Raw genomic sequence first — 20,518 nt, 5'->3', positions numbered from 1 at the left:
GTCCGACGCCAACGTGCTGATGGGATTTGTCCGCCATCAGCGCAGCTTCCGGATTCGCCCCTGCGCGTATGTAGGCCAAAGGGGCTGGACACGAAGCAACCCGCCAACCGGCATGTCCATGAGCGATATCGAGCAGTGTGCCCATGCCCTCTTCAAAAATGGTGACGAGCGCGCGGCGCTGATCCTGCTCATGGCGCGTTTTTTTGGAATGCGTCTACAGGAAGCGGTGAAGGCCAATCTACCGCGCCTCCTGCGTCAGGCGAAACGCGAGGGTCGCATCAATATACTCGAGGGGACCAAGGGCGGGCGAAAAGTTGCGCGATATGTTTCGGTCAATGACTTTGGGATTTGGATCCTTCAGCAGACCCATGACCTAGCCCAAGAGGATCTCAGTCATTGCCTGATCCCCCTAGATCAGAATTATATCTGCTTCATTCGTTCCGAAATCGCGCGCGCTCGTCAAGTCATGAAAACCTTTGAGATCAAGGGATTTCACGATTTACGCAGTGCTTATAGCTGTGATCGGTATACCCAGATCGCCGGAGTACCGGCGCCGGTTTTTACCGGTGGCCGCACCACGCGCGGGGAGGTAGATCACAACGCACGAATGGTCATCAGTGCTGAACTGGGTCACCATCGGCCAGAGGTTGTGAATTCGTATATCGGCGCCCGCAAACCGGCACCCGAATTTGCCGATATTGACCGGGCTGAACAAACACGACAAAAACGCGAGGTGGCCGAACTACAAGCGCCCGTGAACGAAGCTTCCTTGTCCTGTCTTCTTCGTAGCACGTTCAAGGGGCCTAAGTCAGAATACCGCATCCATTTGAGGCGCGTGAGTGACATGCTGCTGCCTTATTGCCGTGCGCACGCGGTCCACCGCCTTGGTGAAATTACATTACAAGACCTACAAGAAATGGTCCGTTCTGAAACGATCGAGCGGGAAAATCGCAGCCGCAAGACTCAGCAGGATTATCTGCTGTCTCTACTGCGGTTCGCACATGCGCTCGGACATGCCGAGTGGGAGCTGCCTATTCGGCAGGCGGCGGGCTTCGTGAAAAAAACCCAGGCGGGTCGCCAGTTGAAGATCAACCGTCGGCTGTTCAGGGACAGTAGGAATCAGTAACAGATTTTTCGCCGTTACCAGGAGATCGCAGCCTGACTCTCGGGATCAATTTGATCCCGAGAGTCTCCCCATGCGACGCATACAAGACTGCTCGTGACATCCATCGTTCCAGAAAAAGCCAGTCAACAAAGGCCATCTGTGAAATCTCTGCAGGAAGCCGCCAATCACTTTCGTTTACTCTGGCGGCGTGCATACTTTTCTAGTTCCAGCACACGTCCGTGTCCATTTTCACCTTGCTCTAGTCCTACTACTGCATCGCCGAACTGTGCGACCAATTCGACATCGGCCCTTCGACAGTAATAACGCCGCCCCAACGAAACGCGCCGTGCCGAAAGCCAACGGGACCAGGGCGCCTTTCCGCGACACATACTGTCTCGGAAGGCCATGGCCGATTTGCATAGCATTGCTGCTGCCTCTTCCGAGGTCAACAGTAATTTTTCTTCCTGCTCCATCGCAACCGCCTCCTTGTAATGATCCATATCCACAAGGATGACGATACAGAAATTTCATCGCGCGCCGCGTCCTATAAAAGGCACAATATTGCTCTTATTTCGTAGACTTTGCGTTTTTGGCTGACCTGTGTCGACTGCAGAGGAGGCCTTCTGTCGACCCACTGATTGGCACGCGTCCAGATCTTGCACCAGTTCTTCGCTGCGCAAGTGGGTATATCGGCCCATCATCTGGGCGGATTTGTGCCCTGTGATCTGGCGTGTCTTGGTATCGGACAGCCCCATTTCCACGAGTCGACTGGTGGCCTCATGGCGAAGGTCATGGAAATGCAGTCCTTGAATACCAGCGCGCTCAAGGGCTGTTTTCCAGACCTTGTTCATCGTGTACGGGCGCCGAATACCATCCCGACCTGGATTTCCCGGAAAAACCAGGTTGGTACCTTTCCGAGGATAGGTCTCAATCGCCTCGCGAAAAATCTCGGTGGCACGCACAGTCAGCGGAACGCCCCGCGTGTCCTCATTTTTGGTATCCCGAAAAATAACGATACGCCGGGTAAGATTCACATCACGCAACTCTACTGAGAGGATCTCATCAACGCGTGCCGCGGTTTCCAGCGCCAGTTCGGTGGCCCAAGCCAGAATGGGGTTGCTGTGGGCACGCACACTCTTCAGCAGACACGCGGCCTCATCTCCCTGCAGACGGCGGTCCCGTGAATTGCCTTTGGGTTTGCGTACGAGCAATGCGGGATTCGCTTGCAGACTGATGCGCCACTCACGGATGGCCACGGTAAAAAGATGGGAAAGTAGGGCGAGTTCCAGACGCACCGTATTGCCCGCACGCCCCTCGGCCAGGCGATCATCCCGGTAGCGTCCAATGATCTCTTGATTCAACGCAGCCAAGGCATATTTGCCCAAGCGTGCCCGCAGTGCTTTTGCACTCGTATGGTCACGCCGCTGAGAGCCACCCGCTTTCTTGGTCGGGGTAATCTCGCGCAGATAGCGATCCAGTGCCATGTCCAACGAGAGTTTCTGAGAGGGCGCTCGCTGAATATAAATCCCCCGCACCATTTCATCTTCGGTCTGGCGCGCCCAGTCCTCGGCGTCTCTTTTGGTCCGGAACGTTTTCGCGGCCGTCGGCCAGCCCTGCTTGCGAATCACCGCTTTCCAGGTTCCCGCCGGGTTTTTGACTATGGTGGCCATAACACAAATCTCCTCCGTCCAGACTCAGCACTGTACCGAATCTGTACCTGAGGAGCAGAGGATTGTCAACAGCAAGTGTATAACTTATTGTTTAATTGGTGGGCCCGCACGGACTCGAACCGTGGACCAAGGGATTATGAGTCCCCTGCTCTAACCAACTGAGCTACAGGCCCTGAAGAAAGGCGTGGAATGCACTGACCCCACGCCTCATACCGCTAAAAAACATCCGTCACGACGGGATCGTCACCTCACCGTCCACAAAACTGCGCAAACGCTCCGATCGAGAGGGATGACGCAGTTTACGCAGCGCCTTGGCCTCAATTTGGCGGATACGCTCACGGGTAACATCAAATTGCTTGCCGACTTCCTCCAGCGTGTGGTCGGTATTCATCCCGATACCAAAACGCATACGCAGCACCTTGGCTTCCCGCGCCGTCAAACCATTATCGAGCAGTTCCTCGACCACTTCACGAATTGCCGCGTTAACGGCCGAATCCGCTGGTGCCGTCACGTTCCGGTCTTCAATGAAGTCGCCCAGATGCGAATCTTCATCATCACCAATGGGTGTCTCCATGGAGATGGGTTCCTTGGCAATTTTCAACACCTTACGGATTTTATCCTCAGGCATCTCCATCCGCTCTGCCAACTCTTCGGGCGTTGGCTCGCGTCCCATTTCCTGAAGCATCTGCCGGCTGATCCGGTTGAGTTTGTTAATGGTTTCGATCATATGTACCGGAATACGAATGGTCCGTGCCTGATCCGCAATACTCCGCGTAATGGCCTGGCGTATCCACCAGGTCGCATAAGTTGAGAATTTGTAGCCACGCCGGTATTCAAACTTGTCCACCGCCTTCATCAGGCCGATATTTCCTTCCTGAATCAGATCCAGGAACTGCAAGCCACGATTGGTGTACTTCTTGGCAATAGAGATCACCAAACGCAGGTTGGCCTCCACCATTTCCTTCTTGGCACGCCGAGCCTTGGCCTCACCAATGGACATTAGTCGGCTGGCCTCTTTGATCTCGGCGACCGGCAAACCGGCACGCTTCTCAATATTCACCAGTCGCTTCATGATCGACACGACATCATCACGAAACTCAACCAAACGCGCGCTATAAGCGTAGCCACCCGCAATTTGCTGATCAATCCAGCCAATGTCACTCTCGTGACCAGGATAACTGCGTACAAAATCTTTACGCGGGAACCGTGCACGTTCAATACACAGTTCCATCAACTCCCGTTCGCACTGACGTACCTCTTCGGTCAGCCCGCGTAGCGCATCGGTCATGACATCGATCTGACGAACGTTGAGCTTGATTTCCAGGAAGCGCTCCGCAAGCTCACGACGCTGCTGCTGGTAACCTTCCCCATGCATTTCACCATCGGCATGGCTGACGAGCAACGCGGTGTAAGCAGCGCGAATGACCGCGAAACGTTCCAACGCTTCTTCGAGTTGCGGGCCTTTGTCTACTTCAACATCGCCGTCTTCGGACTCTTCGTCGTCCTCAACCTCAATCTCGTCGCCCTCCACCAGCACGGCATCCTCATCCCCGCTGACCGCCTCCGCATCCAGCGCATTAGGATCGATAAAGGCGTCGACCACTTCGTCCAGGCGTGTCTCGCCACGCTCCACCCGATCAGCGGCGTCCAGCAAAAGCGAGATGGTCGTCGGACAGGTCGATACCGCACGCAGCACCTGCATCAAGCCGTCTTCAATACGTCGGGCGATTTCAATTTCGCCTTCACGGGTCAGCAGTTCTACGCTGCCCATCTCGCGCATGTACATGCGCACCGGATCACTGGTCCGCCCGATATCCGCCTCAACCACGGCCAGGGCTTCTTCTGCGGCTTCTTCCGCTTCCTGGGCGGCGACCACAGTACCACCTTCCCCATCCATGAGCAGGGTATCGTCATCGGGGGCTTCCTCGAAGACTTCGATACCCATGTCATTGATCATGGAGATGACATTCTCCATCTGCTCGGGGTCGAAAACCTCTTCGGGCAAATGATCATTGATCTCGCGATAGGTCAGGTAGCCTTGCTCTTTACCGCGCGCAATAAGCCGCTTCAGCTCAGACCGCTGAGATTCATTATCCACTGCACTCTCACCGTCTCTCATAACACCCTGCACTCGCGGAAAGCCGCGCATTATATAAGAAAAACCACACGCATGGAAAGGTGCTATCGCCATAGACTTGCGTCCTCAGCCCTTTTTCTGCATTTATCTGGTCAAACGTCCTTCCACCTGCCGCGCCGGGACAAGCGTACCATCTCTGCTCGCTCCTGCTCGGAAAGCGCGCTCAAACCACCCTGATCCGCTGCCCGGCTGATAAAGTGGCTGCGCGCTGCAGCAAGACGCTGATTCACCCGCGCCACACAGCCCGAAATTTCAAGCTGCATCGACGCTCCATCTTCGACGCCGCCAGCATCAGTCATCACCAGCGCATAACACACTTCCGCATGTTCCGACACCGACAATTTTGCGAACAACTCGTGAGAACTTAAATGGGTCATATTGGCCAAAATATCAAGTGCCCCCGCCAGATTTTTTACCGTAGGGTCACTGTCGAAGAGAAACGGCAACAAATCGCGATCCAGCGTCTGCCAGGCCGGGTCCTCCGGATGATTCAGCAAAAGTCGCAACGCAGTTTTGTAAAGGGATGGCCCTTGGGATGCGTCGATCGATGGTTTGCGTACCACGCGCGGCGCCGCCCGCCGGGTAACCGTGGCTAACCCACAAATATCCTGCACCCGTTGCTCATAGACCTCACGCAAGATCGGATCGCTCACCCGCTTCAGAAAATCGCGCGCCGCACGCAGAAAAAGCGCCTTCTCGTCTTCTGCTGCAAGATTGTGTCGGCGTTGCAGTTCTTCCAAAAAGAAATCAATGGCCGGACGCGCGGCCGGAAGTAGCGATTCGAACGCCGCGGCCCCATGCCGACGCACCAGTGAGTCAGGGTCCTCCCCATCGGGCAGGAACAACACCCGCAGCAGACGCCCCTCGCGCAAATGCTCCGGTGCCATCTGCACCGCGCGCCAGGCGGCATTACGCCCGGCATTATCGCCGTCAAAACAAAGTAGCACCTCGGCCGCCACCCGGAAGAGCATCTCCAGTTGGCTATCGCCCAGGGCAGTCCCACTAGCAGCGACGGCATAGTCAATGCCCACCTGGTGCAAGGTAATGACATCCAGATACCCCTCCACCAGCAGAACCCGCCCGGCACGACGCACGCCCTCCTTCGCCTGATGCAGACCATAAAGCACCCGGCCCTTGTGGTAGAGGGCACTTTCCGGCGAATTAAGATATTTGGGCTCGTGTCCATCAAGACTGCGCCCGCCCAGCCCCACCGCTTGTCCTCGCCCATCGCGGATCGGGAAAATCACCCGGCCGCGAAAACGATCATAGACCGAGCCGTCGTCGCGACTGCTGACCAGCCCCGCGCCCAGCAACTGCCGCCGCAATGATGCATCATTGCCGAGTTTTTGGCTCAGAAACTGGGCCGCTGGTGGTGCATAACCCAACTCAAAGCGCGCGATAGTGTCGACATCCAATCCTCTTCCACGCAGATATTCCTGGGCCGGTGGATATTCTGAGAACATGGACTGGTAAAGGGCGACGGCTTTTTCGAGGATGGCACGCAGCGGCCGCAGGTCTTCCTGGTCTCCAGTGGGACTATCTTCTGGCAGCGCAATGCCCGCTTCTTCGGCGAGTGTTTTCACTGCTTCAGGAAAAGATAGCCGATCATGGGCCATCAAAAATCCGATGGCATTCCCATGCGCGTGGCAGCCAAAACAGTAATATATCTGCTTATCCGCGCTGACAGAAAATGAGGGGCTTTTCTCCTGATGAAACGGACAGCAGGCCCAAAAATCCTTCCCCTTTTTCTTCAGCGGCACGCGACTGTCGATAAGGCGCACCAGATCGCTGTGCTCCAGTACGGCATCAATAAATGCGGGAGAGAAGTTGGCCATCCGTCAGCGTAACTCCAACTCGCTGACGCCGCCACCACCATGCTCTGGTCGCGCCATGCGCCATTGGCTGACCCTGGGGTCCTGCCCGGCAAACTCGCGCACCATTTCCGCAAGCACGCCATTACCCTTACCGTGCAGAATCTCGACCTGCTGGCGACCGGCGGCCACGGCACCATCCACATGACGGCACAAGGCCGCCAAAGCGTCTTCCCGAAGCTGTCCGCGCAAATCCAGGCGCCAGGGATGATCTTCCGGGGCTGCATACTGCGTGCTGCCTTTTTCTTTGGGGACTTGCAGCGCCGCATCCACAGCGAATTGTGCGGCAGGCACCCAAAGCTGTTTGCCCCGCAATTGAATCTGCACCCTTTGTTGGACCGGATCCACGCGCAACACTTGGGTCACTTGCCGGAGCGGCAAAAACAGGCCCTTAGCCCCCACGGCAGGCAGACTGTCCGCACGCTGCTCTTTCGATCGAAAAGGGGCTTCCAGACGCTGCAGGGCCGCCGATGCGGCCTGCGTATCCCGTCCTGACTTGAGCGCCGCGATGGTTTGCCGCACCTGCTGGCGCGCCGCCGTCAGAATATTTTCCCATTCTGCGCGCGCTACAGAAGCCGCTTTATCGCGCTCTTGTCGCGCCGCTTCCAGCTCGCGCTCCAGGCGCCGGGCAGACGTTGCGGCTTCATCGCGTGCCAACGCGGCCTCATCCAGGGCCTGCTGCGCGGCCCGTAACAGGCCCTCCCGCTGCGCTTCCCAACGCTCCCAGTCCTCACGGTCATCGGCATAGAGCGCCTCGGCGCGGGCCATCAGCGGCGCTGGCATCCCCACCCGCCGAGCGATGGCCAGACCATGACTGGCACCACCCACACCCCACTGCAGGCGATAGGTAGGTGCCAGACGCTCTGCATCGAAACCCATTCCCGCCAGCGCCACACCTTCATGGCTCAGGGCATAGCGTTTCATCACTTCCAGATGGCTGGTGAGCAGTGTGCAGGATTTGGCCGCCAGCAAGGCCTCTGCCACCGCCTGGGCCAGTGCGCCCCCCTCCCGTGGATCGGTGCCGTTGCCCAATTCATCAAGGAGCACGAGACTGTGGGCATCGGCATGCTCCAGCACTGCCCGCAGACGCTGCACCTGCGCCGAAAAGGTAGAAAGATCCGTGTGAATATCCTGAGCATCACCGATGACCGCAAAGCACTTCCGGAAATAACCCAGAGTGCCTTCCGCCGTCACCGGCAACCCCATATACGCCATCAGATGATTGAGCCCCACTGCTTTCAGGGTTGCCGTCTTACCACCGGTATTGGGGCCGGTAATCACCAGTTGGTGCGCGTCCGCCCCGAGATGTACCGCGTTACCCACGACCTGCCCCGGATGACGCAGGCAGAGTAGCGGATGGCGCAGGGCCTGCAGATCAAACGCCGCTGCAACGCCCACCTTGGGCAAAATCCCGCCATAGGCATCACCCAGTTCCAGCCCTGCCCGTACCGCGTCCAGGCGGCCCATATGCCGCAAGGCCGCGACGATGCCCGGCACCTCTTCCCCAACAGCCGCACTCAGGACGCTGAGAATACGTTCCTGCTCCTGAAGCTCAGCACGTCGGTCCTGAACCAACTGATTATTCAGATCGACAGCGGCCAGCGGCTCTACAAAAAGGGTTTCACCACTGGCCGAGCGGTCATAAATGATCGCCTTGATACGCCCCTTGTGGCTGGCTTTGAGGGGCAGCACGTAACGCGCATTGCGCTGCACGATGACCTGATCCTGCCAGTATTCCTGCCAGTCAGGATTCCGCAGAACGCTCTGCAAGAAACGCTGCAATTCGCCGCGACTGGTCCGCAGGCGCTGACGCAGGCGCGCGAGATCAGCGCTCGCCGTATCCAGGAGCTCGCCCTCCTCATCCAACGCCATGTTGAGGCTGCGCGACAAAGCCACCGGAGGATCAAGCTCAGCCGCCAGCCTGGTCAGCGCATCCACAGTCTGACGCAAAGCCGCGGCGTAGCCTTTCTGTGCCGTCAGCACGTTGAGCACCGCGCGCAAATCTCGCCCGCTGAGCGCAGCACCAGGGCGCCTCGCCAGATCCAGCAAGGTATTTACATCGGGGAGATCAGAAACAGGGAGAGGAAAACCGGCGGCAATACGCTGTGACAACCACTGCGACCAGTTCAGACGATCATGAATTTCCGCGAGTGTCACCCACGGTGCGGTCGCCGCAACATGTCTGCGGCCATAGATGTGGCCACAATGCTGTGACCACGCGCTCTGCACATCACCGGCATCCAGAGCCCGCCAGAAGCTGTGCTGCCAGGAGGCAACCCCGGCCGCAGCCACACCCCCGTCCATCAACTGCTAAGGCGGGCCTTCACTTTTTCCGCCACCACGGCCATGTCCGCACGTCCCTGCATCTGCGGGCGCAAGGCGGTAAGTACCTTACCCATATCTTTGGGACCGCTGGCCGCTACGGCCGTCATCGTCTCAGCAATCAGCCCATCAATCTCTGCAGGCGACAGGGCCGCCGGCAGATAGACCGCGAGAAAAACGATTTCTGACTCTTCCTTTTCCGCAAGATCCGGACGACCACCGGCAACAAATTGACTGGCAGAATCCTTGCGCTGCTTGATCAGCTTATCCACAATGCTCAACGCTTCAGTATCGTCAAGCTCGCGGCGCTCATCAATTTCGCGCTGCTTGATCGCCGCCAGGAGCATACGAATGGTCACCAGACGCTCGGCTTCCCGAGCGCGCATGGCCGACTTCATATCTTCCTGGATGCGCTCGCGGAGTGTCATCAGTAGAGCCGGACCAGACGCATGGACTGGCGACGCATACGCTTCAACGAACGCTTGCGGGCAGCAGCGGCCTTGCGCTTGCGCTCTTCCGTGGGCTTTTCATAGAACTCACGACGCCGCACTTCGGTAAGGACACCCGCCTTTTCACAGGAACGTTTAAAACGCCGCAGCGCAACTTCGAAGGGCTCATTTTCTTTGACACGAACAGTTGGCATAGAAGGATTCCGACCTCTTTGATAAGGGTAACGAGAAAGGGGCAGATTATAGGCAGATCAAGGGGCAGAGTCAAAAAACTTGACCACCAGCAAATATGGCTCAGCCAGGCGCCACCATTCTCCGTGAGGCCAGCAACATTGTTGCTAAAATCACCAAATACTCGCTGCAGACACTTGACAGGCCGATGAAAAAGAATCCTAATATACCAAAAGACGGGATCTCTTTTAAAATAGGATATTAGATTGCAATGGTAGGACGATTTGTGATCAGTGTAAGGGGCTGTGGTGCACACTGAAGCTAGAGAATTAGTGGGTTCGGATATCCCTGACATGGGTCCCGCCATTGATCCACCGCCTCTTAATGATTTTATAGACGACGAAAACAGTGGGCCGTTTCTCAACCAGAAACAGGAGCTGCACCTCATCCATCGCCTGCGCCAGGGTGACGAATGCGCCCGCGCCACCCTCATCTCCGCGCACATGCCCCTGGTGCGGGCAGTCGCCCGGGGATATCGCAATAAAGGGCTCAGCCAGGAAGACCTCCTCCAGGAAGGATACATGGGCCTGCTGCGTGCCGCCGACCGATTTCAGGAAGGGCTCGGCACGCGCTTTTCCAGCTACGCGACCTGGTGGATCCGCGAGGCCATGCAACGGGCGCTCATCCGCTCCCGCTTCATACGCCTGCCCGACTATCTTGCCAAGTCCCTGCACGCCTATGTGCAGCGCGGAGAGGAGGAAGACAGTGACGCAGATGTGCGCCGCGAGCAGCGCCGCGAGGCCCTCGGGGTACGCGAGAGCACCATGCGCGCCCTGGATTTCGCCGACATCCGTGTCTTCTCGCTCGACGAAGAAGTGTCTGACGGGCCAAACCGCATCGAACAGGTGGCCGGCGACATGGATGGTCCGGATAGCGAGTACGACCGCGACGCCATCTGCAAAGCACTACGCGAACATCTGACAGAACTCAACGAAAAACAACGGGAGGTCATGGTGTTTCGCTACGGCATGTATGGCGATGCACCCATGACCCTGGAAGCCGTCGCCGAGCGGATGGGTGTCAGTCGCGAGGCGGTGAGACAGTTGCAGGTGCGGGCACTAACCCGCCTGCGTCAGTCGTTGAGCGATAGTGGCTGGGGTGCCTGACGCTCCGCCAGTAGTTCCAGCAGCCTGCGTAAAGCCGTACCTCGGTGGCTGTGATTATTTTTTCCTTCCAGATTACACTGCGCTGCACTACATGCCCCGCCCGCGGGCCAAAATAACGGGTCGTAACCAAAGCCCCCGTCGCCGGCGGGATGCTCACCAATAGTCCCCCTCCAAAAACCCTGGGCCACCAGTGGCGAGGGGTCGGCAGCAGATTCCAGAAAGACCATGCAAGCCACATAATAAGCAGCACGGGCCTCCCCCCTCGCCTCAGCCAGCATCGTCAGCAGCCTGGCGTTGTTTGCGGCGTCACTGGCCTCTGGGCCGGCATAGCGCGCGGAGTAAAGGCCGGGCGCCCCCTGGAGATAGGGCACACAAAGCCCGGAATCTTCGGCGAGCGCCGCCATACCACTTTGCGAGGCGGCGTGGCGCGCCTTGAGCAACGCATTTTCAACAAAGGTAGTGCCCGTTTCCTCAATACTGGAGATGCCCTGCTCTTTTTGACTGACCACCGCGAAGCCATGGGCGGCAAGTATCGGTTGCAACTCCCGCAATTTGCCCGCATTGCCCGTGGCCAGCAGCAAGGGCGTCATGAACGGGCTTCCGGACACTCCTGATGCTGACGCGCCACCAACTCAGCGATTCCCTTGCGCGCCAGCCCCAGCATTTCGGCCATTTGTTCCGCACTGAATACTGCGCCCTCCGCGGTTCCCTGTACTTCTACAAACGCACCTGCACCGGTCATCACCACATTCATATCCACGTCGGCATTACTGTCTTCGGCATAGTCAAGATCCAACACCGCCTGTCCCTGGTATATGCCCACCGAAACAGCCGCCACCCAGTCCCGCAAGGGGTTATTCTGAACCCGCCCCGCCGCACGTAGATGCTGCAGCGCGTCGGCCACCGCCAGACAAGCGCCGGTAATACTCGCGGTGCGGGTCCCACCATCAGCCTGAAGCACATCACAATCCACCCAGATGGTGCGCTCGCCCAAGGCTTGTAAATCTACGGCAGCACGCAGACTACGGCCGATGAGGCGTTGAATTTCGTGGGTGCGTCCGCCGATGCGTCCCTTGGCAGATTCCCGTGCTACCCGCTCCCGGGTTGCGCGCGGCAACATACTATATTCTGCTGTCACCCACCCCTTGCCCGCGCCACGCAGGAAGGGCGGCACTTTTTCCTCGACGCTGGCGGTGCACAGCACTTTGGTATCGCCGCAGGCTATCAGCACCGAGCCCTCGGCATGTTTGGTAAAATTTCGGGTGACCTGTACCGGACGCAAGGCGTCAGCACTTCTTCCACTGGGACGTGTCATGGGAATACTCGTTGGAGGTAGTGGCGCATTGTACCGCGAGGAGACGGCAGGATTCAAAATGCGGCACGGTACTGTCCCTCACCCCTCTTCCACCCTTATAATGAAGGAAAATCTGCTTCCCAGAGGAACGAACCATGCCTGGCATTGCCCACATAGAAATCGCGCAATTTCTCAAACAGCATCATCTGGCTCAGTCTCTGACCATCAGCGAAATCCAAACTCTTGCAGAATATGTCACCCATGCCCAGTTTCACATGGACCAGGTGATTGCCGAATGGGGGACACTCGGAGAGGCCCTGTTCTTCTGCGTCAAGGGTGAAATGGCCATCGTTCATCACACCGCCGATGGCGACGAAGTGGAAGTGGTCCGGGTACGGGACGGCGAAATGGCCGGGGAGATGTCCTTTTTTGATCGTCAGCCACGTAGCGCCCGCATCCTCGCCAAAAGCGACGACACTCAGGTGCTGGTCCTCACCCGCGCCCGCTATCAGCGCCTGAAGGTGGAGAAACCCTATATCACCGTGAATATTCTGGAGCAGGCCATCATCAGCCTGGATCATCTGTTCCGTAATCTTTCGCAGGATTACACGGACTTCTCTACGTATATATATGGCAAGGGCAAGCGTTAGGTTTTGTCGCTGATTCGGTTTACCCCTATGCACCACCGTGTTGGCCGAGCAAATCCGCAATGCGGCGCAAACGCTCTATAGGATCCTGGATAACCAGCAACTGCTGCTTTTCTTCCGGAGAAGCAGGCAGCGCCTGCGCCAGGATCATCCCGGCGCTGCTGGCATCTATCTCCGTGGCCGGTACCTTGCCAATCAAATCCTCGAGGATACGGCGCAAGACCTCGTTTTCCCGACGCATGGGCACGATGGGCTCCGCGACCCAGCAATGAATGGAAGCCACCGCCAACGGTCCATCATAACGCCAGTCCTGAATGGTGAAGCGTTCCTGCCCCTGCACCTGAATCTGGAGAACACCCGCCTCTCCACCCCAGTCCACAATGCGTGCCAAAGTACCCACCAACTCCGGCTCGGCATGACCATCGCCCCAGGAGTGGCTGAGGCAAATGCCAAAATCACGACCTTGCCGCAGTGAGGCGCTGATCATATCCAGATAACGTGGCTCAAAAATACGCAGCCCTAATAAAGCCTTGGGGAAAAGCACTGTTCGGAGTAAAAATAAGGGCGTCCAGTCTGTATCCGTCACCTGTCACTCCTTTCACGAGTACCCATGAACCCGACCCTAAAACCATCGTCGTCGTTTTCGCTCTATGTGCATCTGCCCTGGTGCAAGGTCAAGTGCCCCTATTGCGATTTCAATTCTCACGCCGCTGACAGCATCCCGGCAGAACGCTATCTGTCCGCACTACTTGCCGATCTGGATCGCGAGCTGCCACGCATCTGGGGACGTCGTGTGCAGACTATTTTTATCGGTGGTGGCACCCCCAGCCTCTTTCCGCCAGAAATCATCGACCGTCTGCTCTCCGAGATCCGCGCCCGCCTGCGGCCGCTGCCCGGCCTGGAGGTAACGCTGGAGGCCAATCCGGGGGCGATAGAAGCGGCCTCTTTTCGCGCCTTCCGGGAGGCAGGCGTTACCCGGCTTTCTTTGGGCATCCAATCTTTCAATGACGTCTTCCTGCAACGGCTCGGCCGCATTCACGATGCGGCGGCAGCCCACCGCGCGGTGGAACTCGCCATCGCCGCTGAATTCGAAAGCTATAATCTCGATCTCATTTTTGCCCTGCCGGGGCAGGATCTCGCGGCTGCACGATCAGACCTGCAAACCGCACTGGACTATGCACCCCCTCACCTGTCCCTCTACCAGCTCACCCTGGAGGAGGGGACCCCTTTTGCAAGCCATCCGCCAGCCAACCTGCCGGACAACGATCAGGCAGCCGACATGGAAAATGCCCTACGTCAGCAACTCCAGGAGGCCGGACTGCCGCGCTACGAGATATCCGCGCATGCCCTGCCCGGCCAACGCTGCCAGCACAATCGCAATTATTGGCTCTATGGCGACTATCTCGGCATCGGTGCCGGGGCGCACGGCAAGATCACCTTGCCCGAGGGCATCTGGCGCAGCCGCAAACCCAGCCGCCCGGAAAGTTATATGGCCGACGCGCTAAGTGATGCCGACGCCATTGGCGACTATAAACCCGTTTTGGTTGCCGACAGACCCTTCGAGTTCATGCTCAACGCCCTGCGCCTGACGAATGGCTTCCCCATGGGGTTATTTCCGGAACGTACCGGCCTGTCATGGCCGATGATTCAGCTACAAATTCGCCAGGCCGCGCGCGATGGCTTAGTCGAAATCAAAGGGGAAACCCTACGACCAACCGCCCTCGGACTCAATTTTTACAACGACCTCTGTGCGCGTTTTGTACCGTGACGGTGCGATCCGTTTTACTCTCGTCCCATCGCCTCAGTTTCGTGGCCGGTGATGGAGCCTTTGCTGAACAAGTACTCACGCAATTCCTTATCCAGACGCGGCATTTTGCGGCGCAGCCACTCCAGGACCATGGCAGCGTGCTCAATTTCTTCATCCCGGTTGTGTTCCAGGACTTGCTTGAGAGCAGGGTCCTTGCAGGCATCTGCACGCTGCTGGTACCAGTCGACCGCTTCAAACTCCTCCATCAGCGAGGAAATGGCCCGGTGGATGTCCACAGTTTCAGGGGACAAGGACTCGAGGGATTCATGCAAAGTTTCATGCGCCATAACCAGCTCCTTTGGGCAGACTAGTGAAACATCCCTCAAATCATAGTCCAAAGTCTGGACAAAACCAAAGCACTCCCAACTTTGGACTCGCTCGCATCCTGTCCAAAGCCGGGCTATGCTCGCGGACGGTGGCGGCGGAATGGATTCGCGCCGGGAGGGTGGAGGTGGATGGTTGTCGGATACACGATCCAGAGGCGCGCTTCGCCCTGTCCGGCCCAAAAATCTGTGTCGATGGTACCGAGGTCACCGCCAGTGCCCGCCAGGTTTTGCTGCTGCACAAACCGCGCGGCGTCATTACCAGCCGTCGGGATGAAAAGGGGCGTGCCACCGTGTACGACCTACTGCCCAGGAGTCCATGGCTGGCCCCCGTGGGACGTCTGGACCAGGCCAGCTCCGGCCTGCTGCTTTTCAGCAATGATCCGTACTGGGCGCAACAACTGCTGGATCCCGATCAGCATGTGGCCAAGACCTACCATGTGCAGATTCGCCCGCCCCTTTCTGCTAGCACCGTAGCCCAACTGGCGGCTGGCTCCGTGCTCGACGGCGAACATTGTCTGCCAATGCAGATCAGGGAGTTACGCTGCGGTGGCAAAACCCAGTGGCTGGAATTCATTTTGCAGGAAGGACGCAATCGCCAGATCCGGCGTCTACTTGCCGCTTGTGACAGGGAAGTGTTGCGACTGATTCGCGTAGCGGTGGGAAACCTGTCCCTCGGCAAACTGCGTCCCGGCGAATGGCGCTGGTTGCGCAGCAATGAGGAAGATCTGTTACGCCAGACACCCTCACCCCGGGACATTCCCTGCCTCCCGCCGGAACAACTCTGACCCTGTGGCACACGGGCCATCAATATATTAGTTATTTATTATATTGACATAACTATAAAATAAATGTATGTTAGAAATGTCTTATTTACTGATGAGGACAACAGCATGGAAATGAATATGGAACGGGAATTCGAGTTCGTCGGCCTGATTTATCAACTGGAAGAGGCAGGCTACTGCTTCGCGGATGTCACGGACGAGCAGCTTCAACAAGCATTTTCAGATAGCCAGGATCTGCGGGATCTGGCCGTGTTGCGCGCGGCCTGAACATCTGCTGCCTGATCAGCCGGCCTATGGCCGGCTTTTTTTGTAGCGGCAATGCGATACCCCATTCAATGAAACCCCCGGACTTGCCAGACAAGGGTACCGACCTTATAGTGACCGAACGGTCGGTATCCGGATAGATGTATCTGCCGGTCCCTGCGTCAGTGTGCCTAAAGTGGATCGGTACTATCAGGATCGTCCGTCACAAAGAGGAGCCCATCCGTGGCGCAAGAGAGCCCGGCTTCACGTCTTACCATTACGGTCGCAGTCATGCTGGCGGTAGTCATGCAGGTACTCGACCTGACCATTGTCAACGTAGCGCTGACCTACATGCGCGGCTCTCTGCATGCCAACAGCGATCAGATCACCTGGGTGCTCACCAGTTACATGGTCGCCAATGTGATCGTCCTGCCCCTCACCGGGTTACTGGTGGAGCGCTACGGCCAGCGCACCATCATGCTTTGGAGTGTGGTCGGCTTTGTAATTTCCTCGGTGCTCTGCGGGCAGTCTCACGGCCTGGTGGAAATCGTGCTCTGGCGTTTCCTGCAAGGCATTTTTGGCGCCTCACTGGCGCCCGTAGGGCAAACCATCATGCTCGACGCCTACCCATCCAACAAGCGCGGTCAGGCCATGGCCATACTCGGCATGGGTATCATGCTGGGGCCGATTCTGGGTCCCACCCTGGGCGGTTATCTGACGGACACGCTCAGTTGGCGTTGGGTATTCTATGTGAATATTCCCTTCGGTATCCTCGCGTTCCTGTTGATGCAGACCATTCCCGACGGCGGCAAGAGCACCACCCCCCGCCCCGTGGACTGGACAGGCTTTGCGCTGATGGCCCTGGGGCTGGGCAGCCTGCAGGGCGTATTGAGCCTCGGCGATCAGGATAACTGGTTCAGCTCGCGGACCATCATCATTCTGACCATTTGTGCCATATTGGGAATGCTCTTTTTTGTCTGGCGCTCTTTGAGCGTAAAACATCCGGTGGTAGATTTGCGCCTGCTCAAAGACCGTAATCTCTCCATCGGCAGCATGGGTATCGGTATATTCGGTCTCGCCCTCTTCGGTACCATGGTGATTCTGCCGATCATGCTGGAGACACTGATGCACTATGAGGCTTTCACCGCAGGGCTGGTGATGGCACCACAGGGCATTGGTGCGATGCTGGCCATGATGCTGGCGGGACGACTGTTGGGGCGCGGCGTCAATCCACGTAACATCGTACTGGTCGGCGTCATTTTTGGCGCCTTTGGCACCTATTTCACGACACTCTACAACCTGGACATCAACATGGCCTGGGTCATCTGGCCCAGCTTCATCCGCGGCATTGGTTTTGGTCTGGTCACCATTCCGCTCTTCACCCTAGCCTTTACGACCCTGAAAAAATCACAACAGGCCGAAGGCTCGGGCATTTTCAACCTGATGCGAACCTTGGGTGGCAGCATCGGCATCGCCATTGTCTCTACGGTGACGAGTCAGGAAACGCAGGTGGGCTGGAACCAGATGGGCGGCTTTATCAACCCGTTCAACCCTGCCTTTCATCACTATCTTGCAGCAGCGGGTATGACCCAGAATCCGACCACCTGGCAAGTGCTGGGTAACGTTGTGCTATACAGCCAAGCGAACATGCGCGGGATGCTGGATGCTTTTGTGCTCGTTTTTTACGGCTTCCTGGTCATGATTCCGCTGATCATGTTCCTGAAGAAACCACCCACCGACTCAGCCGGTTCTACACCGTCCGCGCACCTTAGCGAATAAAGGTTAGCGGTTACGGTGCCGAGGTCCGCTCCAGATGTGGCGCTGCAGGCAGCCAGAGGGTACGTGCAAATCCCCAGTCCAGCAACTTGAGGCTCTGCCAGGATGCCTTCCAGAAACCCCGCCTTTCATTGTGGAAGGACGGCACTCCGAGGATCACTGCAATCAGCTTCACGCCATCCTGAGTTCCTGTAGCAACGAGACAATGCCCTGCTGCGTCGGTATAGCCACTTTTCATGCCGGTGATAAAGGGCACCCGCCCCACCAACAGGTTGGGGTTGGGGCTGGTGATGCCCGCGTAGGTAAAGCTTTTGTGGCCGAAAAAAGGCATGAACTGCGGAAACTGGGCCATGATCGTGCGAGTGAGGACGGCGATATCATAGGGACTGGCCATGTTATTGGGATGCGGCAACCCATCGGGATCATAGAAGGTGGTGGAAAGCATCCCGATTTTGCGCGCCGTCTGGTTCATTTCGGTGACAAAGGCGGGTACGCTGCCGGCCACCAGATGTGCAGCTTCTACCGCAGCATCATTGCCGGAAGGCACCGTCATTCCCAGAATCATCTGCGCGACGCTAAAGGGCAGGCCGGGATGCATGAACATGCTGGAGCCCCTCGTCTGTAGCGCCGCGTGACAGGGCACGAAGTGCTGGTTCATCTGCAGATGCCCACTGTCAATATCCTTGAAAAGCAGATATAGCGTCATCAGCTTGGTAATGCTGGCAATAGCATAGGGCTGATAGGCATTTTTTGTCGCAATGATGGCGCCCGTATCCGCATTCATCAGTATATAAGCACGCGCATCTATGGGTGGGAGGCCGCTGGTCTCGGCCTCAGCGCGCGGTGCGCAAAATAGAAAAATCGCCACTAACGAAAGCCAGAAAAAGAGCCACCACCCCGTGGAAGGGAAATACTTTGCCGTCGAGAGTCCAGGATCTGTGTCGGGTACAGGAATGGAGGCCAGCATGGGAACACCTCGCCGCATCGGCTATATCAGGTTAAAGCAATTTCTCAGGATGCTTTGATATTAGGCTATTTTTTCACGGTTGCCTATAGACCAACGCTCGACTCGGATGAATCAATCCTACCAGCCCTATGTGGAAGGTCATCAACAAACCATATAGACTGGTCGGTATGATAATGCATGCCTCTCTGTCCTACGCCACCCTGATTCAAAATCCGTTGCTCTGGGCCATCGCCGGGGGGATCATTCTGGTCGCCTTTTATGTCCGCGCGGTGATTGGCTTTGGTTCCGGATTGATTTCGGTGGCGCTGCTCACGCTTATTTTCCCCATCAAAGAAGTAGTGCCCGTGGTGCTGCTGCTGGACCTGCTCGGTTCCGTGCTGCTCGGCGCCTATGACTTTCGGGAAATGCGCTGGCCGGAGTTGCGCTGGCTGGTTCCGGGCAGCGTGATCGGGCTGGCCATCGGCTCCTTTATTCTCGCGGATACCGATGCCCAGAATCTTACCCGTTTTCTTGGCGTGTTCATTCTCGCCTACGTGGTCTACGCGCTGATAATGAAGCCGGAACGACTACCCCAGGTCGCCTTGCCCTGGGGAATGCCGCTGGGCATTTTCGGTGGCGTGGTGGGCAGTTTGTATGGCGGTGGAGGTCCACCCATTGTCGCCTATCTGCAAATGCGTCATCTCGACAAACGCGCCTTCCGCGCCACGTTTCAGGGCATTGCCCTCACGGACAATATTCTACGGGCCTTTATGTACATAGCGCTGGCCCTACTGACCTGGCAACTGATGGTGGGTTTCCTCCTGCTGATTCCACCAGTGCTGCTCGGTTTGTGGACAGGTAATCGCTTGCATCTGCGCATTAATCAAAGGGCTTTTCTCATGGGGACCCTCGCGGTACTCGCGGTGGTCGGTTTGAAATATCTCATCTGAACGAGGGAGTGTGACATGGCTTTACGCAGCATGGATGAACTTCGGCAGCAGGCTCAGGGTGCATTATCTCTGAACATCGCTTTCATTGGCGTCGTCAACGGGCTTTTTAGCATCCTCCATACTCTGGGCAACGCGGACAGCGCAGCGCTGGCGGTAGCTGCCGGGATGGATACCGGCTACGTGCTGCGCTGGTGTGATGCCGCCTATGCCTTTGGCTGGCTGGAACTGACCGACAATGAGCAATGGCGGCTGAGTGAGGATGGCGACAGCATGCGCCCGGAAGCCGAAAACAGCCGCGTGGGCGTAGCGGTGGGTGCCGTACTTTCTGCACACATGGCGGAGCGGGCGGCGGGTCTCATGCGCACGGGTGAGCGTCCCGGTGAAAAAGTGCTGGCCGAACGCGAAACTATTCTGCCCTGGTTCGGGCTGATGCTGGAGAACAATTTTCGCAAGACGTTCGAGGAGAAAATCTGCCCGGCCGTCCCCATCTTTGCCGAAGTCGATGCACGCGGTGGGCTGGCGGTGGACCTGGGGTGCGGCAATGGCTGGTATTTGCGGGCACTCGCCGCACGCTGCGGACATCTGCACGGTCTGGGGCTAGATGGTTTCGCCGAAAACATCCGCCAGGCTACGGAAAAAGCCCAAAGCGAGGGCGTTGCGGATCGCCTGCATTTTGATGAAGGCGATATCCATCAGTTTTCCCTGCCAGAGCCCGCCGACCTCATCGCCATGAATCGCGCCCTGCATCATGTCTGGGAAAACCGCGGTGAGATTTTTCAGCGACTGCACGCCAGCCTGAAACCTGAAGGCGCCATCGTCATCTGGGAGCCAGCCTGGCCCGACGATCACCGCGTGC

Annotated in this window: 21 protein-coding genes and 1 tRNA gene; 9 read left to right on the top strand and 13 right to left on the bottom strand. The window is 57.5% G+C overall.

Features of this window, described 5'->3' with window-relative positions:
• The coding region (locus tag Q0C48_RS02740) for an integrase domain-containing protein (protein WP_291521314.1) at positions 1-1,126 on the top strand (1,126 nt) is incomplete at its 5' end.
• 164 nt (positions 1,127-1,290) lie between these two features.
• Here Q0C48_RS02740 and Q0C48_RS02735 read toward each other — a convergent pair.
• The 8 genes from Q0C48_RS02735 to rpsU form a co-directional block, all read right to left on the bottom strand.
• Entirely contained in the window at positions 1,291-1,578 is a 288-nt protein-coding gene (locus Q0C48_RS02735) for a hypothetical protein (protein WP_291521312.1), read from the bottom strand.
• 54 nt (positions 1,579-1,632) lie between these two features.
• Positions 1,633-2,775, bottom strand: coding sequence for a site-specific integrase (locus tag Q0C48_RS02730; protein ID WP_291521310.1), 1,143 nt, complete (start codon positions 2,773-2,775; stop codon positions 1,633-1,635).
• Between the two features lie 96 nt (positions 2,776-2,871).
• Positions 2,872-2,948: transfer RNA gene (locus tag Q0C48_RS02725), tRNA-Ile, on the bottom strand.
• A gap of 56 nt (positions 2,949-3,004) precedes the next feature.
• Positions 3,005-4,894, bottom strand: coding sequence for an RNA polymerase sigma factor RpoD (rpoD, locus tag Q0C48_RS02720; protein ID WP_291521308.1), 1,890 nt, complete (start codon positions 4,892-4,894; stop codon positions 3,005-3,007).
• A gap of 110 nt (positions 4,895-5,004) precedes the next feature.
• A complete protein-coding gene (dnaG, locus tag Q0C48_RS02715; protein WP_291521306.1) occupies positions 5,005-6,747 on the bottom strand; it encodes a DNA primase in 1,743 nt (580 codons plus the stop codon).
• A gap of 3 nt (positions 6,748-6,750) precedes the next feature.
• Positions 6,751-9,075, bottom strand: coding sequence for a Smr/MutS family protein (locus tag Q0C48_RS02710; RefSeq protein WP_291521304.1), 2,325 nt, complete (start codon positions 9,073-9,075; stop codon positions 6,751-6,753).
• Positions 9,076-9,086: 11 nt separating this feature from the next.
• Positions 9,087-9,533, bottom strand: a complete 447-nt coding sequence (locus Q0C48_RS02705) for a GatB/YqeY domain-containing protein (RefSeq protein ID WP_291521302.1) — start codon at positions 9,531-9,533, stop codon at positions 9,087-9,089.
• Positions 9,533-9,748: a 30S ribosomal protein S21 gene (gene rpsU / locus Q0C48_RS02700; protein WP_035195145.1), complete on the bottom strand. Its 216-nt coding sequence runs from the start codon at positions 9,746-9,748 to the stop codon at positions 9,533-9,535. Before rpsU ends, Q0C48_RS02705 begins: the two co-directional genes overlap by 1 nt.
• Positions 9,749-10,033: 285 nt before the next feature.
• On the opposite strand from rpsU, the gene Q0C48_RS02695 reads away from it, so the two are divergent.
• On the top strand, positions 10,034-10,891 hold the full coding sequence (locus Q0C48_RS02695; RefSeq protein ID WP_291521300.1) for a sigma-70 family RNA polymerase sigma factor: 858 nt from the start codon (positions 10,034-10,036) through the stop codon (positions 10,889-10,891).
• Here Q0C48_RS02695 and rdgB read toward each other — a convergent pair.
• On the bottom strand, positions 10,858-11,481 hold the full coding sequence (rdgB, locus tag Q0C48_RS02690) for an RdgB/HAM1 family non-canonical purine NTP pyrophosphatase (protein WP_291521298.1): 624 nt from the start codon (positions 11,479-11,481) through the stop codon (positions 10,858-10,860). The genes Q0C48_RS02695 and rdgB overlap by 34 nt on opposite strands.
• Positions 11,478-12,206, bottom strand: coding sequence for a ribonuclease PH (gene rph / locus Q0C48_RS02685; RefSeq protein ID WP_291521296.1), 729 nt, complete (start codon positions 12,204-12,206; stop codon positions 11,478-11,480). The genes rdgB and rph overlap by 4 nt, the downstream gene beginning before the upstream one ends.
• Positions 12,207-12,340: 134 nt before the next feature.
• Here rph and Q0C48_RS02680 point away from each other — a divergent pair, with 134 nt between their 5' ends.
• Entirely contained in the window at positions 12,341-12,835 is a 495-nt protein-coding gene (locus Q0C48_RS02680) for a Crp/Fnr family transcriptional regulator (protein WP_291521295.1), read from the top strand.
• A 25-nt stretch (positions 12,836-12,860) separates the two neighbouring features.
• Here Q0C48_RS02680 and Q0C48_RS02675 read toward each other — a convergent pair whose 3' ends face one another.
• Positions 12,861-13,418: an LON peptidase substrate-binding domain-containing protein gene (locus Q0C48_RS02675; RefSeq protein WP_291521293.1), complete on the bottom strand. Its 558-nt coding sequence runs from the start codon at positions 13,416-13,418 to the stop codon at positions 12,861-12,863.
• Between the two features lie 24 nt (positions 13,419-13,442).
• On the opposite strand from Q0C48_RS02675, the gene hemW reads away from it, so the two are divergent.
• Positions 13,443-14,600 (top strand): radical SAM family heme chaperone HemW, encoded by a 1,158-nt coding sequence (hemW, locus tag Q0C48_RS02670; RefSeq protein WP_291521291.1) that lies wholly within the window; start codon positions 13,443-13,445, stop codon positions 14,598-14,600.
• Between the two features lie 14 nt (positions 14,601-14,614).
• On the opposite strand, the gene Q0C48_RS02665 is transcribed toward hemW, so the two are convergent.
• Positions 14,615-14,926 (bottom strand): ferritin-like domain-containing protein, encoded by a 312-nt coding sequence (locus Q0C48_RS02665; protein ID WP_291521289.1) that lies wholly within the window; start codon positions 14,924-14,926, stop codon positions 14,615-14,617.
• Between the two features lie 23 nt (positions 14,927-14,949).
• On the opposite strand from Q0C48_RS02665, the gene Q0C48_RS02660 reads away from it, so the two are divergent.
• From Q0C48_RS02660 to Q0C48_RS02650, 3 genes are all read left to right on the top strand, one after another.
• Entirely contained in the window at positions 14,950-15,750 is an 801-nt protein-coding gene (locus tag Q0C48_RS02660; protein WP_291521286.1) for a pseudouridine synthase, read from the top strand.
• 105 nt (positions 15,751-15,855) lie between these two features.
• Positions 15,856-16,014 (top strand): hypothetical protein, encoded by a 159-nt coding sequence (locus Q0C48_RS02655; RefSeq protein WP_291521284.1) that lies wholly within the window; start codon positions 15,856-15,858, stop codon positions 16,012-16,014.
• A gap of 219 nt (positions 16,015-16,233) precedes the next feature.
• Complete coding sequence (locus Q0C48_RS02650) at positions 16,234-17,769, top strand: DHA2 family efflux MFS transporter permease subunit (protein ID WP_291521283.1); 1,536 nt, start codon at positions 16,234-16,236, stop codon at positions 17,767-17,769.
• A gap of 10 nt (positions 17,770-17,779) precedes the next feature.
• Here Q0C48_RS02650 and Q0C48_RS02645 read toward each other — a convergent pair whose 3' ends face one another.
• Positions 17,780-18,733 (bottom strand): D-alanyl-D-alanine carboxypeptidase family protein, encoded by a 954-nt coding sequence (locus Q0C48_RS02645; RefSeq protein WP_291521281.1) that lies wholly within the window; start codon positions 18,731-18,733, stop codon positions 17,780-17,782.
• A gap of 167 nt (positions 18,734-18,900) precedes the next feature.
• Between Q0C48_RS02645 and Q0C48_RS02640 the strand changes: the two genes are divergently transcribed.
• Positions 18,901-19,662 (top strand): sulfite exporter TauE/SafE family protein, encoded by a 762-nt coding sequence (locus Q0C48_RS02640; protein WP_291521279.1) that lies wholly within the window; start codon positions 18,901-18,903, stop codon positions 19,660-19,662.
• Between the two features lie 15 nt (positions 19,663-19,677).
• A partial coding sequence (locus tag Q0C48_RS02635) for a trans-aconitate 2-methyltransferase (RefSeq protein ID WP_291521276.1) occupies positions 19,678-20,518 on the top strand: 841 nt, incomplete at its 3' end.

The organism is Acidithiobacillus sp., assembly GCF_023255755.1.
In the GTDB taxonomy this organism is placed as follows: domain Bacteria; phylum Pseudomonadota; class Gammaproteobacteria; order Acidithiobacillales; family Acidithiobacillaceae; genus Acidithiobacillus.
This window is presented reverse-complemented; position numbering and strand designations above follow the sequence as displayed.

What these genes read in the sequence shown, in the direction of transcription:
- Q0C48_RS02735 (WP_291521312.1), bottom strand. Translation starts at nt 1,578, where the DNA reads ATGGAGCAGGAAGAAAAATTACTGTTGACCTCGGAAGAGGCAGCAGCA.
- Q0C48_RS02730 (WP_291521310.1), bottom strand. Translation starts at nt 2,775, where the DNA reads ATGGCCACCATAGTCAAAAACCCGGCGGGAACCTGGAAAGCGGTGATT.
- rpoD (WP_291521308.1), bottom strand. Translation starts at nt 4,894, where the DNA reads ATGAGAGACGGTGAGAGTGCAGTGGATAATGAATCTCAGCGGTCTGAG.
- dnaG (WP_291521306.1), bottom strand. Translation starts at nt 6,747, where the DNA reads ATGGCCAACTTCTCTCCCGCATTTATTGATGCCGTACTGGAGCACAGC.
- Q0C48_RS02705 (WP_291521302.1), bottom strand. Translation starts at nt 9,533, where the DNA reads ATGACACTCCGCGAGCGCATCCAGGAAGATATGAAGTCGGCCATGCGC.
- rpsU (WP_035195145.1), bottom strand. Translation starts at nt 9,748, where the DNA reads ATGCCAACTGTTCGTGTCAAAGAAAATGAGCCCTTCGAAGTTGCGCTG.
- rdgB (WP_291521298.1), bottom strand. Translation starts at nt 11,481, where the DNA reads ATGACGCCCTTGCTGCTGGCCACGGGCAATGCGGGCAAATTGCGGGAG.
- rph (WP_291521296.1), bottom strand. Translation starts at nt 12,206, where the DNA reads ATGACACGTCCCAGTGGAAGAAGTGCTGACGCCTTGCGTCCGGTACAG.
- Q0C48_RS02680 (WP_291521295.1), top strand. Translation starts at nt 12,341, where the DNA reads ATGCCTGGCATTGCCCACATAGAAATCGCGCAATTTCTCAAACAGCAT.
- hemW (WP_291521291.1), top strand. Translation starts at nt 13,443, where the DNA reads ATGAACCCGACCCTAAAACCATCGTCGTCGTTTTCGCTCTATGTGCAT.
- Q0C48_RS02665 (WP_291521289.1), bottom strand. Translation starts at nt 14,926, where the DNA reads ATGGCGCATGAAACTTTGCATGAATCCCTCGAGTCCTTGTCCCCTGAA.
- Q0C48_RS02655 (WP_291521284.1), top strand. Translation starts at nt 15,856, where the DNA reads ATGGAAATGAATATGGAACGGGAATTCGAGTTCGTCGGCCTGATTTAT.
- Q0C48_RS02645 (WP_291521281.1), bottom strand. Translation starts at nt 18,733, where the DNA reads ATGCTGGCCTCCATTCCTGTACCCGACACAGATCCTGGACTCTCGACG.
- Q0C48_RS02640 (WP_291521279.1), top strand. Translation starts at nt 18,901, where the DNA reads ATGATAATGCATGCCTCTCTGTCCTACGCCACCCTGATTCAAAATCCG.